This is a genomic window from Streptomyces sp. NPDC030838 (assembly GCF_055572035.1).
In genome coordinates this window covers 557,192-569,825 of sequence record NZ_JBVIED010000003.1, presented here as the reverse complement: position 1 = coordinate 569,825, position 12,634 = coordinate 557,192, and the positions used below count along the sequence as shown (strand labels likewise).

Sequence of the window (12,634 nt, the reverse complement as noted above, 5' to 3'; positions counted from 1 at the left end):
GCCCGGTTACATTCCGAACCCGGAAGCTAAGCCTCACAGCGCCGATGGTACTGCAGGGGGGACCCTGTGGGAGAGTAGGACGCCGCCGAACAATTTTTGGGAAAACCCCCGCATCACACGATGCGGGGGTTTTCTGCGTTCAGGGAATTCAGTACTTTCACGACGGCTCCACCAGCCTCGTGTCGTACGCCAGGATCACCGCCTGAATGCGATCCCGTGAGCCCGTCTTCGCCAGGATGCGGCTCACGTGGGTCTTCACCGTCGATTCGGCCAGGTGCAGGCGGGTGGCTATCTCCGTGTTCGTCCAGCCTTTGCCGATGACCGTCAGGACTTCCCGTTCCCGCTCTGTGAGCGTCGCGAGCCGTGGGTCTTCCGGTGGCGCCGTGGCTGTGCCCGGTGCCGGCGGCAGGTGGTGGACGTATGCGTCGAGCAGTCGGCGGGTCAGACTCGGCGCCACGACCGCGTCTCCCGTGGCCACCGCGCGGATGCCGGACAGCAGCTCCTCCGGCTGGGCGTCCTTGACGAGGAAGCCGGAGGCTCCCGCGCGGAGGCCGGTGTAGGCGTATTCGTCGAGGTCGAACGTGGTGAGGATCAGGACGCGGGTGCGGTCGCCGGTGGCGGTGACGCGACGGGTGGCCTCGATGCCGTCGAGGCCGGGCATACGGACGTCCATCAGGACGACGTCGGGGTGCAGCTCGGCGGTCATGCGGACCGCCTCCGTACCGTTCGCGGCCTCGCCGAGGACCGTCATGTCGTCCTGGCTCTCCAGCAGCATGCGGAAGCCGAGGCGCTGGAGGGGTTGGTCGTCGGCGATGAGGACGGTCGTCACTGCGGGGCTTCCTCCGGGAGGTGGAGACGGACGCGCCAGCCCCGTTCGGGGTGCGGTCGGGGGCCGGCCTCAAGTGTGCCGCCGTACAACGCGGTTCGTTCGCGCATACCGGGAAGTCCGCGGCCGCCGCCGCTCACGCGGCCGCCGTTGCCGTTGTCGGTGATCGTGACCGTGGCGGCGCCCTGGGTGTCGTAGCGCATCACTATCTCGGCCGTGGCGCCCGGCCCCGCGTGTTTGAAGGTGTTGGTCAGGGCCTCCTGGATGACGCGGTAGAGGGTGAGCTGGCGGCCCGGGGGGAGGTTCGGGGCGCCGTGGATGGTGGTGCGGACCGGGAGGCCGGCGGCGCGGACGCTGTCGATGAGGTGGTCCAGGTCCGTCAGGGCGGGCTGCGGGGTGAGGTCGGCTTCGGGGTGGTGCCGGTCGTCGCGGAGGACGTCCAGGAGGCGGCGGAGTTCGGTGAGGGCCTGGCGGCTGGTGCCGGCGATGGCGTCCAGGGCCTGGGCTGCTCGTTCCGGGGATTTCGCGGCGGCGTAGCGGCCTCCGTCGGCGAGGCCGGTGATGACGGAGAGGTTGTGGCCGATGATGTCGTGCATCTCGCGGGCGATCCGGGCGCGTTCGGCGGCGGTGGCCAGGCGGGCCTGCTGGTCGCGTTCGATCTCCAGGCGGCGGGCGCGGTCCTCGAGGGCCTCGGTGTAGTCGCGGCGGGTGCGGACGGCGATGCCCGCCAGTGCGGCCACGGCGATCGACATGAGCGGCGGAACGATCTCCTGGTCCCAGCCGTTCTGTCGGTGGCGGGTGGCGATGAGGAGGACGGGGGCGACGTTCAGGAGGGTCGTCCACCACAGGGTGCGCAGGGGGAGGCGTAGGGCGATGTTGTAGACGACGACCAGCTGGAGCATCGCGGCCTGGAGGACGGTGCCGGTCCAGGCGTTGACCAGGGCGGCCGGTGTCATGGCGAGCAGGACCGCGAGGGGGTGCGTGCGGCGCCAGAGGAGGGGGACGGAGAAGCCGAGGTTCAGGGTGAGGACCAGCCAGTCGGGGGCCTGGTCGCTGCGGGCGATCTCGCGCCAGCCGCCGGCGGCGTAGTCGATGAGGGCGACGGCGACGCAGAAGCCGGTCAGGTGGAGGTCCCAGGCCGCCGGGTGGCGCCGGTCGAAGGCGCGCACCCGGGCGGCGACGCGTTGGATGTGCTGGGTCAGAGGCTCCGGGGTGGGGACCTGCTGCGGCATGGCGTCCATGGTGCGGGACCGGGCGCTCATATGTCCCGTCGCTTGAGGAGGAAGGCCGCCGCGGTGAGGGTGGCCGCCGTCCAGAGGAACAGGGCGAGGAGGGCGGAGACCGGGGAGGTCATGCCGGGGGCCGGGTCGGCGTAAGTGAGGGTTTCCAGGGCCTTGCCGGGGAAGTGGCGGACGGCGTCGTCGACGATGTCGTACGGGAGCATCCTCAGGACCTCCGGGAGGATCATGACGACGCCGATCAGGACGCCGACGCCGGCGGGGACCGAGCGGATCAGGGAGCCGAGGCCGACGGCCAGGACGGCGATGAGGGCGAGGCCGGCGGCGTTGCCGACGAGGGCGGGCACGATGCCCGGGGCGCCGAGGGAGGCCTCCTTGTCGGTGTCGGTGAGGAGGGGCTGGACGAGGAGGAAGGTGAGCAGGTTGGTGGCGAGGACGGTGAGGAAGGAGACCGCGCCGACGATCGCCGCCTTGGACCAGAGGACGGGGAGGCGGGTCGGGACGGCCGCCATGGTGGAGCGGATCAGGCCGGTGGTGTGCTCCTCGGCGGTGGAGAGGATGCCGAGGACGCCGGCGGTGATCTGGGTGAACTGCATGCCGAGGAGGATGAGGAGGACGGTGTCCATCTCGGTGGCGTCGCCGGATTCGTAGGCGCTGCCGATGGCGATTCCCGTGCCGAGGGTGAGGAGGGGGATCAGGGCGAGATTGACCCAGGTGGAGCGGAGCGTCCACAGCTTGTGCCATTCCGCGTGGAGGACGCGGGCCTGGGTGACCGTCAGGGTGGTCATGCGGGGGTTCCTTCCAGGGGCGCGGGGTACTCGACGGCGTCGCGGGTGAGGTCCATGAACGCCTCCTCCAGGGAGGCGGCGCGTGGGGTGAGTTCGAACAGGGGGATGCCGTGGGCGGCGGCGGTGCGGCCGATGTGTTCGGCGTCGGCGCCGTGGACGTGGAGGGTGCCGGGGGTGTCGCTGGTGACGTCGACACCGGGGGCGGAGAGGTGTCGTACGAGGGTGGGCGCCTCCGGGGTGACGACCTTGACGGTGCCGGCTCCGGACTGGCGTACGAAGTCCGCGACGGTCGTGTCGGCGAGGAGGCGGCCGCGGCCGATGATGATCAGGTGGTCGGCGGTCAGGGCCATCTCGCTCATCAGATGGGAGGAGACCAGGACCGTGCGGCCCTCGGCGGCGAGGGACTTCAGCAGGGTGCGGATCCACAGGACGCCCTCGGGGTCGAGGCCGTTGACCGGCTCGTCGAGGATCAGCACGGCCGGATCCCCGAGCAGGGCGGCGGCGATGCCGAGGCGCTGGCCCATGCCGAGGGAGTAGCCCTTGACGCGGCGGTCCGCGACGTCGGTGAGGCCCGTGAGGTTCAGGACGTGGGCGACGCGGCTGCGCGGGATGCCGTGGGTGAGGGCGAGTGCCGTCAGGTGGTGGCGGGCGGTGCGGCCGGGGTGGACCGAGCGGGCCTCCAGGAGGGCGCCGACCCGGGTGAGGGGTGCGGGGTGGGCGGCGTAGGGGCGGCCTTCGATGGTGGCATGGCCGCGGGTGGGGGCGTCCAGGCCGAGCAGCATGCGCATGGTGGTGGACTTGCCGGCGCCGTTGGGGCCGAGGAAGCCGGTGACGGTGCCCGGCCGGACGGTGAAGGTGAGGTCGGAGACGACGGTCTTGTCGCCGTAGCGTTTGGTGAGGCTCTGCGCCGTAATCATGCTTCGATGCTCGTCCGCGCGGGGGCGGCGGGCGTCGGACCGCGGGCAGTATTCCGGGTGAGGGGCGTAGTACCCCGGTACTACGGTGGCCGGCATGGGTTCTGTCGTAGACGCTGATGAGACGTTCGTGGTCCGCGCGGTGCGTGCCGAGGAGTGGCCCGCCGTGAAGGAGCTGCGGCTGGCCGCGCTGCGTGATCCGGTCGCGCACCTCGCCTTCCTGGAGACGTACGAGGCCGCCGTGGCCCGTCCGGACTCCTTCTGGCAGGAGCGGACGGCGGGCGGAGCCGAAGGGGCGGCCGGGGCGCGGCAGATCATCGCCGAGGGGGCCGACGGGGAGTGGGTCGGGACACTGACCGTGCTCGTTGAGGAGCCCGGCACGACGGACTGGGCGGGGTTCCCGGTCGAGCGGCGGCAGGGGCATGTGGTCGGGGTGTTCGTCCGGCCCGAGTACCGCGGGCGCGGGCTGACCGAGCGGATCTTCGCGGCGGCGCTGGCCTGGTCGTGGGAGATCGGTGTGGAGCGGGTGCGGCTGATCGTGCACGAGGACAACGAGCGGGCGCAGGGCTTCTACCGCAAGATGGGCTTCGCGCCGAGCGGAGTGGTCGTACCGCTGGCGGGGCAGGAGGACGAGCGGGAGCTGGAGTTCGTCCTGGAGCGGCCTGCCTGACCCGGCTGCCGGCCGGCTGGCCTGGCTTCCGGCCCGTTGACGCGGCTTCCGGCTGGTCAGACGGGCAGCTCGTCGTGCGGCCAGCGGGAGCGGGCCTGTTCGCGGGAGCGGAGCAGGGCGAGGGTGGGCATGCCCTGGTCCGGGCCGTCCGCCAGGAGTTCCGGGAGCTGGGGGAGCGGGGCCACGGCCGCGATGTCGTCCAGGACGAGGGTGAGTGGTGGGTCGAGCCGACCAGGGGATGACCGTTCGGCCATGCGCCGGCCGTGCTCGACCACGCTGGAGACGAGGGCCGTCAGGAGGGGCATCGCGCCCGGCTCGGTCCTGGGGTCCTCGATGGATTCACCCACCACGTAAAGCGTTCCCCCTTCCGCGATGAAGGAATCCAAGGCGAGCGCATCAGTTCGGTTTGGAGTGCATGCCTCGCGCACGTGGACCGTGGAGAGCGCGGAGAGTGCCCGGCCGATCAGCTCCTGGGCCATGTCCCGGCGCTCGGGATACGCGGTGAGCGCGGACTCCAGCTCTCCGGCGGAGCCGGGCGCGGCCTTCGGGTGGGCACGGAGGGTGCGGACCGCCTCCTGGATCTGGCTGCCCTGGGACCAGCGGTGGACGTGGCGGATCGTACGGCCGTCCAGGGCGGCGGCGTGCAGACAGCACCGCAGGAGCGTGTCGGCCGTGTCGCTCACCGCCTGGTCGATCCGGGCGCTGGGGCGGACGGGGGTGAGGAGCGCCGTGGCGCGGTGGATGGCCGTCCGCTTGGTCTCGCAGCCCGCGGTCGGGGACCAGTGCAGGCGGGACGGGGTGTCGCAGAGGTGATGGGGGTCGTAGAGGAGGACCGGGCCGAGTTTGGCGCGGGCGTCCTTGGTGTCGGACCAGACGGCCGGGTTGGAGGTGACGACGAGGGCGGGGCCTTCGGCGTCGCGCACGGCCTGGGCGGCGGTGGTGTGGCGGATCTCCCGGGTGGCCAGGACCAGGCGGTCCCAGGCGGTGGCCGGCGGGGTGTCCTGGGACACCGGCACCGGCACGGGTACGGGCTCGGGTTCCGGCTCCCGCTCCCGCTCGACGAAGGCTGCCGGCTCAGGGGCCTTGCGCGGCGTGGGGACCTCGTATGGCGGCTCCTGCGCGGGCGGCGGGGGAGCGGGGGTGGCCCGCCGTCTCGCGCGGCCCGCCCGCCAGCGGGCGACCGTGCCCATCACGAACACGGCCAGTACGACCAGCACCATCAGCTGCCCGATGAACAGCCCCCAGAACAGCCCGTACCCGGAGAGCTGCCCGGCCGGGGTCTCCGGCCAGGCGCCCGCGATGTCGTGCGGCTGGGCGATGAGGCTGCGCATGGCCAGCGGCGTACGGGTGAAGGTGACGCTGTCCGGCCAGGCGCCGTGGGCGAACAGGGCGGCGAGGCCCGTGGCCGTCCAGACCAGCAGGGTCATGCCGAGCAGGAACGCGAGTATGCCGATCAGCAGGCCGTCGGGGATGCCGCCCTGGGTGTCCTGGCGGCGGCCACGGTCGTCCGGTCTCATCTCACGCCACCGTGGACTCGGAGTCGCCGAGGTGCTGCTCGACGAAGGCCGCCGCCCGCTCCTCGGCTTCCAGTTCGGCGGCGCGCAGGGCGTCGTGGTCGAGGAAGTCGCTGGCGGACTCGGTCATCGCGCGGTCGGTGAAGACGAGGGGGCGTTCCGTCTCGGTGACCAGGTGTTTGACGACCTGGACGTTGCCGTTGACGTCCCAGACGGCGATGCCGGGGGTGAGGGTCGGGATGATCTCCACCGCCCAGCGAGGCAGGCCAAGTACGCGGCCGGTCGCCCTCGCTTCGTCGGCCTTCTGGGCGTAGATCGTCCTGGTCGACGCCATCTTCAGGATCGCCGCCGCCTCCTTCGCCGCCGCTCCGTCGACGACGTCCGAGAGGTGGTGGACGACCGCCACGAACGACAGACCGAGCCGCCGGCCGAACTTCAGCAGCCGCTGGAACAGCTGGGCGACGAACGGGCTGTTGATGATGTGCCAGGCCTCCTCGACCAGGAAGATGCGTTTCTTCCGGTCGGGGCGGATCCAGGTGTGCTCCAGCCAGACGCCGACGATCGCCATGAGGATGGGCATGGCGATGGAGTTGCGGTCGATGTGGGACAGGTCGAAGACGATCAGCGGGGCGTCCAGGTCGATGCCGACCGTGGTCGGGCCGTCGAACATGCCGCGCAGGTCACCGTCGACGAGCCGGTCGAGGACCAGGGCGACGTCGAGGCCCCACGCCCGTACGTCGTCTATGTCGACGTTCATCGCCTCGGCCGACTCCGGCTCGGGGTGCCGTAGTTGCTCGACGATGTCGGACAGGACGGGCTGGCGTTCGACGATGGTCTCGTTGACGTAGGCGTGCGCGACCTTCAGCGCGAAGCCGGAGCGCTCGTCGAGGCCGTGGCCCATGGCGACCTCGATGATGGTCCGGAGCAGGGCCAGCTGCCCGGTGCTCGTGATCGCCGGGTCCAGGGGGTTGAGGCGGATGCCGTGGTCCAGGGCGGCCATCGGGTCCAGCCGGATGGGCGTTATCCCCAGCTGCTGCGCGATCAGGTTCCATTCGCCGACGCCGTCCTCGCCCTGGGCGTCGAGGACGACGACCTGGCGGTCGCGGAAGCGCAGCTGGCGCAGGACGTACGTCTTCTCCAGGGCCGACTTGCCGTTGCCGGACTCGCCGAGGACGAGCCAGTGCGGGGCGGGCAGTTGCTGGCCGTAGAGCTGGAAGGGGTCGTAGATGTACCCCTTCCCCGAGTAGACCTCGCGGCCGATGATGACGCCGGAGTCGCCGAGACCGGGGGCGGCGGTGGGCAGGTAGACCGCCTGCGCCTGGCCGGTCGACGTACGGACCGGCAGGCGGGTCGTCTCGACCTTCCCGAAGAGGAAGGACGTGAAGGCGTCGGTGAGGACGGACAGCGGGTCCCGCATCAGGTCCTACCTCCGAATGCCGGTGGCGAAGGGCAGCGTGTTCACAAAGGCGCGGTGGTGCTCGCGGTCACACCATTCCAGCTTCAGATACGACTTTCCGGCCGATGCCCTTATCGTGCGCTTGTCGCGGGCCAGTGCCTCCGGATTACGCGAGGAGACGGTGATGTAGCCGACGAGATTCACCCCCGCGGCGCCGCTCGCGAGGTCCTCGCCGCGCTGGTCGAGGCGGTTGTGGGCGGCGATGTCGCGCGGGTCGACGGTGCGGTTCATCTTGGCGGCGCGGGACGCCTCCGCCTCGTCGTTGGTCTTCTCGGTGAGCATGCGTTCGATGGCGACCTCGGTGGGTTCGAGGTCCATCGTGACGGCGACGGTCCGGATGACGTCGGGGGTGTGGACGAGGAGGGGCGCGAGGAAGTTGACGCCGACGGGCGTCATCGGCCACTCCTTCACCCAGGCCGTGGCGTGGCACCAGGGGGCGCGGGTGGAGGACTCGCGGGTCTTCGCCTGGAGGAAGGTCGGCTCCATGGCGTCCAGCTCGGCCGGCCAGGCATTGCGTTTCGTCATCGCCTGGATGTGGTCGATCGGGTGGTCCGGGTCGTACATGGAGTGGATGAGCGAGGCGAGCCGGCCCTGTCCGAGGGGCTGGCGTACGCGGATGTCCGCCTCCTGGAGCCGGGAGCAGATGTCGGTCAGCTCGCGGGCCATGACGACGGCGAGCCCGGCGTCCCGGTCGACCTTGCCGCCGTGCGGCCGGGCGGCGCGAGCCATGGCGTGGGCCTCGGCGGCCAGTTCGCGGGTGTAGTGCATACAGGCGACGAGATACGCGCGGTGCTGCTCGCTGCTGGTCGACACCATCGACTGGAGCTGGTCGTACGACTGCTGGAGCCACGCCGGTGCCCGCTCGTCGCCGCGGACGGCGACGTCCTTGGCGTGGGCGTCCGGGTCGGCGGGCAGGGTGCGGGCGAGCATCTGGAGGCGGGTGACGAAGCCGTCGCCGTTGGCGACGTGCTTGAGCAGCGTGCCGAAACGGTCAACCAGAGCCTCCTGGTCCTCCGAGTCGCGCAGGCCGACGCCGGGGCCCTCGATCTCGATGCAGGCGGTGACCGTCTTGCGGTCGGCGTGCAGGAGTACGGCGATCTCGTCGGGTCCGAAGGGGGCGGAGAGCCAGGTGATACGCCCGATGCCGGGCGGCGGCCCGATCTCCACCTCCCGCCCGTCGAGCCGGGTGCCCGCCTCGATGGCGCCGGAGCGGTAGGTGGCGCCGGAGCGGAGGACGCGCTTGTAGCTGCGGTTGATCTCAAACCACTTGTAGAACGTGCGGTGCTTGTACGGCACGTAGACCGCGGCCAGCGCGAGCAGCGGGAAACCCATGAGCAGCACGATCCGGAGGGACAGGACCGGAACGAGGAGCCCGCACATCATGCCGAGGAACGCGCCCGCGATGATCAGCACGATCTCGCCGGTCTCGCGGTTGCGTCCGACGATCGCGTTCGGCCGGGCGCGGCCGATCAGATATGTACGGCGGGGCGTGACCGGATGGGACAGATGGGACTCGGTCGTCAACGCCCTTCACCTCCCGTGCGGTTGGTACTGCTGTTGCGGGTGTTGCTGGCGTGGGGCGTGCTCACCGGGCTGGACGAGCGGGGCGGCGGCGCGGCGGAGGGGACAGATCCGCCGCCACCGGTCGAGGTGCGCGAGCTGTGCGCGGCGACGCCGCCGGAGGCGGTGTTGGCCGGGCGGGGGCTACTGGCGGTTGTGGACTGGCCGCCGTTGTTGTCCGCGCGCGTGCTGTGTGTCTTGATGCCCTGGGCGACGAGGGTGGCGGGGCTGCTGATGACGGCTGCCGCCTTGCTCTCGGCGCCGCGCATGATGCGGTTGTTGCGGGAGCCGGCGATCTCGTCGCCGAAGCCCGGGACGAAGCGGTAGATCATCGCCGAGGCGAAGATGGCGAGCAGGATGATCGCGAGGCCGGAGACGACCGCGGAGAAGGCGTCGGGGCCGTCGTCGGCGGAGAGCGCGCCGGCGAGGCCGAGGACGATGACGATGACGGGCTTCACCAGGATGACCGCGATCATGATGCCCGCCCAGCGGCGGACGTGGCCCCACAGGTTCTTGTCGACCAGGCCGGCGTAGACGACGGTGCCGAGGAGGGCGCCTACGTAGAGCAGGGCGGCGCGGATGACGAGCTCCAGCCACAGCACGCCGGCGGCGAGGATGCTGACCAGGGAGACGACGATCAGCATGATCGGGCCGCCTCCGATGTCCTCGCCCTTCTCCAGGGCGCCGGAGAAGTTGCCGAAGAACGTGTCGGTCTGGTCGCCGGTGGCTTTCGCGAGGACGTCGGTGATGCCGTCGGTGGCCGATACGACGGTGTAGAGGATGAGCGGGGTGAACGCGGAGGCGAGGACGGTCAGCCAGAGGAAGCCGATCGCTTCCGAGATGGCGGTGGTGAGGGGGACACCTCGCACCGCTCGCTTGGCGACCGCGAGCAGCCAGAGCAGGAGCGTGAGGATCGTCGACGCCGCGAAGACCACCGCGTACTGCTGGAGGAACGTCGGGTTCGTGAAGTCGACGTTCGCGGTCTCCTGGACGGCCTCGCTGAGCTTGTCGATCGTCCAGGAGGCGGCGTCGGCGCAGCCCTGGGCGAGGGAGGAGAGGGGGTCGAGGGTGGAGGTGGGGTCGAGGGTGGTGGAGCTGCCGGATCGGCCGGAGCCGGCGGTGTCGCCTCCTCGTTCGCAGTAGTCCTTGGCGGGGCCGACGATGAGATCGCAGTTGTCGTTGGACGCGGACGGCGAGGGCGACGGAGACGCGGAAGGGGACGAGGGCGCCGAGGGGGACGAGGGCGCGGAGGGGGACGGAGTCGGTGCCGCCGTGGCACGGGTGGCCAGTAGTACGAGGGTCGTCTGCACGGCGGCGAGGCCAGCGGCGATCCCGAGTGCGCGGCGCGGCTTACCGGGCATAAGTGAAGCCTCCGTACTCCTGGACGGCCTTGCTCATCTCGTCGGCGCTGGATGCCTGGTTGTCGCCGGGAACGGGGGCGGGCCCGTCCTTCTGGGCGAAGCTCTCGACCTTCCAGTCGTTGTCCGCCCAGCGCAGTTGGAGCGTCAGGGTGAACCAGTCGCTGGTGACCGGGTTGGTCGAGTTCTCCCCGGCGGTGCCGAAGACACCGGTGCACCAGACTTCCACGGTGGCGGCGGCGTCGGAGTATCTGGTGACCTTGGTGCCGATCGGCATGGTGCGCGAGACGTAGGTGTGGCCCCGGGGTGCGTTGCCGTTCTCGTCCAGGCCGACGTTGCTCAGGAACTCCTTGGAGTAGGCCTGATTGAACTTCTCCTCCAGGGCGGCCTGCTGGTCGACGACGAAGATCTGCCGGACGATCTCGGCTCGCCGGGCCGGCTTGAGGATGTCGGCCGACACCAGTGTCACCGCGTAGTTCGCCGCAGCGCTCTGCGCCCCCTGCTCATCCTGTGCGAACCCCGACTGCACCGGCCGGACCCCGCTCGCGGCCGTTGCCGCGGGGCGTGGCTGCTCCGCGTCCTCCGCCCCGGCAGGGGAATCCTCGCCTCCCCGATTCGCGAAGGCGATCGCCGCGATGAGGAGGACGACGACGCCGACGACGGTGACCAGGCTGCGGGAGGAGGAGCGGCCGGGGCGGCGGGCGCCGCCGTAGGGGTCGGCGTCGGGCAGGCGGGTGCGGGTGTGGCCCGTGCCGCCGTAGCCGCCGGAGGCCGTCGGCTCCTGGTCGTCTCCGAGACTCATGCCGCGTCCGCTCCCTCGATGTCGTAGCGGAAACCGTCGTACCGAATGAATGCGTAGAAGTACGACGGTAGCCGTGCTGGTTCCCGCGCGGGCGCGGTGTGGTGACTCGACATCAGGGAAACGCAACCTCAGCCGGTGGGCACGACGGGCGGGTGGGGTAGTGGGGACCGGGCGTGCCCGGAGCGGACTGGACGCGCCCTGGGCGGGCGGCGGCGCGCCGGGCTACACGGCCATGCCGTACACGATGGTGAAGAGCGTGCCGAGGGATCCGATGATGAAGACGCCCGTGAGGCCCGCGATGATGAGGCCCTTGCCCTGTTCCGCGCTGAAGGTGTCGCGGAGCGCGGTGGCGCCGATGCGCTGCTTCGCGGCGCCCCAGATGGCGATGCCGAGACAGATCAGGATGGCGACCGCCATCACGACCTCGATCATCACCTTGGCCTCGTTGCCCAGGCTGCCGAAGGGGCCCCAGTCCGGAGCGATCCCGCCGATGATGGTGTTGATGTCTCCCTTGTCGGCCGCAAAGAGCATGTAAGTCACCGCCCCTGTTGGGTAGTTCCGCAGTCCCCTGCGGTGCGCAGAGGTCAGGCCTCATTCTCGCTGACAATGACGCCCAGGTATGTCGACTTGGCGTCATTGCTTGGCGGGTTTCGTACGAATACCTCGTATGGTCACTCTGTGTATCACGGCAGGTCACCCCGGGCAATGAAGCGGGTGCGGAACCTGTGGTGTGGTTCCGTCGTTGTGTCACTTTTGGCTAGTTCGCCGGTTTCTGACGGTGTGACGGGTGAGTGGTCGCGCCGATGTTCTGCGGGTGAAGGCCGTTCGGGTGAAGGGTAGGCGCTGTCTAGCGGGGCCGCAGACCGTGCAGCAGATGGTGGACCAGCTCGTCGATGCCGGTCAGCGCGGTCTCGGACGGGAGGTGGCCGGTGGCGGTGAAGCTCGCGACGCCGTGCAGGCTGGCGCCCGCCAGGAGGGCGATGCGCTCGGGGTCGCCCGGAACGATCTCGCCACGCCGCTGGGCGTCCGTGATGATCCGGAAGAAGGGTTCCTTCGTGCGGGCGATGGCGGTGGCCAGCTGCTCGGGAATGTCCGGATCGTGTTTGCGGGCGTACATCAGCTCCAGCAGGGCGGGGTTGTCCACGGTGAAGCCGAGGTAGGCGCGGGCGAGGGCGGTCAGCCGGGTCTCGAGTGGCAGGGAGGGGTCGTCGACGGCGTCCATCGCCGCGGCCATGCGCTGGAAACCGGTGAGGGCGAGCGCGTCGAGCAGGGCCTGCTTGTCCTTGAAGTGCCGCCCCGGGGCGGCGTGGCTGACGCCGAGTTCGCGGGCGAGTTCCCGCAGGGAGAGGGCGCCGGCGCCCTTCTGGCGCAGGGTCTGTTCGGCGGCGGAGAGCAGGGCGGCGCGGAGGTCTCCGTGGTGGTAGGGGCGGCTGCTGCTCTCGGGATGGGGCATGGTCACCATCGTATCCGCATGTTGTCATTGACAGCATTGTTGGCGGTGTCTACTT

General features: G+C 70.6%; 12 protein-coding genes and 1 rRNA gene. 2 read left to right on the top strand and 11 right to left on the bottom strand.

What is annotated here, in order from left to right; all coding sequences use genetic code 11:
• A 5S ribosomal RNA gene (gene rrf, locus ACZ42A_RS13185) occupies positions 1 to 91 on the top strand; the annotation flags it as partial.
• A 66-nt stretch (positions 92 to 157) separates the two neighbouring features.
• Here rrf and ACZ42A_RS13180 read toward each other — a convergent pair.
• From ACZ42A_RS13180 to ACZ42A_RS13165, 4 genes are read right to left on the bottom strand one after another with little or no spacing between them, the layout of a single operon-like run.
• Positions 158 to 829, bottom strand: coding sequence for a response regulator (locus ACZ42A_RS13180; protein ID WP_468527274.1), 672 nt, complete (start codon positions 827 to 829; stop codon positions 158 to 160).
• Complete coding sequence (locus ACZ42A_RS13175) at positions 826 to 2,058, bottom strand: sensor histidine kinase (protein WP_468527273.1); 1,233 nt, start codon at positions 2,056 to 2,058, stop codon at positions 826 to 828. The genes ACZ42A_RS13180 and ACZ42A_RS13175 overlap by 4 nt, the downstream gene beginning before the upstream one ends.
• 26 nt (positions 2,059 to 2,084) lie before the next feature.
• Complete coding sequence (locus tag ACZ42A_RS13170) at positions 2,085 to 2,852, bottom strand: ABC transporter permease (RefSeq protein WP_468527272.1); 768 nt, start codon at positions 2,850 to 2,852, stop codon at positions 2,085 to 2,087.
• Positions 2,849 to 3,769 carry an ABC transporter ATP-binding protein gene (locus ACZ42A_RS13165; RefSeq protein ID WP_468527271.1) on the bottom strand — a complete coding sequence of 307 codons (921 nt, stop codon included), beginning with the start codon at positions 3,767 to 3,769 and terminating at the stop codon, positions 2,849 to 2,851. The genes ACZ42A_RS13170 and ACZ42A_RS13165 overlap by 4 nt, the downstream gene beginning before the upstream one ends.
• Before the next feature lie 94 nt (positions 3,770 to 3,863).
• Here ACZ42A_RS13165 and ACZ42A_RS13160 point away from each other — a divergent pair, with 94 nt between their 5' ends.
• Positions 3,864 to 4,436, top strand: a complete 573-nt coding sequence (locus tag ACZ42A_RS13160) for a GNAT family N-acetyltransferase (protein ID WP_468527270.1) — start codon at positions 3,864 to 3,866, stop codon at positions 4,434 to 4,436.
• 56 nt (positions 4,437 to 4,492) lie between these two features.
• Here ACZ42A_RS13160 and ACZ42A_RS13155 read toward each other — a convergent pair whose 3' ends face one another.
• The 7 genes from ACZ42A_RS13155 to ACZ42A_RS13125 all read right to left on the bottom strand — a co-directional run bounded on the left by ACZ42A_RS13155 (position 4,493) and on the right by ACZ42A_RS13125 (position 12,588).
• On the bottom strand, positions 4,493 to 5,953 hold the full coding sequence (locus tag ACZ42A_RS13155; protein ID WP_468527269.1) for a type IV secretory system conjugative DNA transfer family protein: 1,461 nt from the start codon (positions 5,951 to 5,953) through the stop codon (positions 4,493 to 4,495).
• A gap of 1 nt (position 5,954) precedes the next feature.
• Positions 5,955 to 7,367, bottom strand: a complete 1,413-nt coding sequence (locus ACZ42A_RS13150) for an ATP-binding protein (RefSeq protein WP_468527268.1) — start codon at positions 7,365 to 7,367, stop codon at positions 5,955 to 5,957.
• Between the two features lie 6 nt (positions 7,368 to 7,373).
• Complete coding sequence (locus ACZ42A_RS13145; RefSeq protein ID WP_468527267.1) at positions 7,374 to 8,930, bottom strand: SCO6880 family protein; 1,557 nt, start codon at positions 8,928 to 8,930, stop codon at positions 7,374 to 7,376.
• A complete protein-coding gene (locus ACZ42A_RS13140) occupies positions 8,927 to 10,327 on the bottom strand; it encodes a hypothetical protein (RefSeq protein WP_468527266.1) in 1,401 nt (466 codons plus the stop codon). Before ACZ42A_RS13140 ends, ACZ42A_RS13145 begins: the two co-directional genes overlap by 4 nt.
• Complete coding sequence (locus ACZ42A_RS13135) at positions 10,317 to 11,126, bottom strand: DUF8175 domain-containg protein (protein WP_468527265.1); 810 nt, start codon at positions 11,124 to 11,126, stop codon at positions 10,317 to 10,319. The genes ACZ42A_RS13140 and ACZ42A_RS13135 overlap by 11 nt, the downstream gene beginning before the upstream one ends.
• 222 nt (positions 11,127 to 11,348) lie before the next feature.
• Positions 11,349 to 11,657 carry a hypothetical protein gene (locus tag ACZ42A_RS13130; RefSeq protein WP_004000049.1) on the bottom strand — a complete coding sequence of 103 codons (309 nt, stop codon included), beginning with the start codon at positions 11,655 to 11,657 and terminating at the stop codon, positions 11,349 to 11,351.
• Between the two features lie 316 nt (positions 11,658 to 11,973).
• Positions 11,974 to 12,588, bottom strand: a complete 615-nt coding sequence (locus ACZ42A_RS13125) for a TetR/AcrR family transcriptional regulator (RefSeq protein ID WP_468527264.1) — start codon at positions 12,586 to 12,588, stop codon at positions 11,974 to 11,976.
• Between the last annotated feature and the right edge of the window lie 46 nt (positions 12,589 to 12,634).

Coding starts and splice junctions, on each gene's coding strand:
- ACZ42A_RS13175 (WP_468527273.1), bottom strand. CDS start 2,058: ATGCCGCAGCAGGTCCCCACCCCGGAGCCTCTGACCCAGCACATCCAA.
- ACZ42A_RS13170 (WP_468527272.1), bottom strand. CDS start 2,852: ATGACCACCCTGACGGTCACCCAGGCCCGCGTCCTCCACGCGGAATGG.
- ACZ42A_RS13165 (WP_468527271.1), bottom strand. CDS start 3,769: ATGATTACGGCGCAGAGCCTCACCAAACGCTACGGCGACAAGACCGTC.
- ACZ42A_RS13160 (WP_468527270.1), top strand. CDS start 3,864: ATGGGTTCTGTCGTAGACGCTGATGAGACGTTCGTGGTCCGCGCGGTG.
- ACZ42A_RS13155 (WP_468527269.1), bottom strand. CDS start 5,953: ATGAGACCGGACGACCGTGGCCGCCGCCAGGACACCCAGGGCGGCATC.
- ACZ42A_RS13150 (WP_468527268.1), bottom strand. CDS start 7,367: ATGCGGGACCCGCTGTCCGTCCTCACCGACGCCTTCACGTCCTTCCTC.
- ACZ42A_RS13140 (WP_468527266.1), bottom strand. CDS start 10,327: ATGCCCGGTAAGCCGCGCCGCGCACTCGGGATCGCCGCTGGCCTCGCC.
- ACZ42A_RS13135 (WP_468527265.1), bottom strand. CDS start 11,126: ATGAGTCTCGGAGACGACCAGGAGCCGACGGCCTCCGGCGGCTACGGC.
- ACZ42A_RS13130 (WP_004000049.1), bottom strand. CDS start 11,657: ATGCTCTTTGCGGCCGACAAGGGAGACATCAACACCATCATCGGCGGG.
- ACZ42A_RS13125 (WP_468527264.1), bottom strand. CDS start 12,588: ATGGTGACCATGCCCCATCCCGAGAGCAGCAGCCGCCCCTACCACCAC.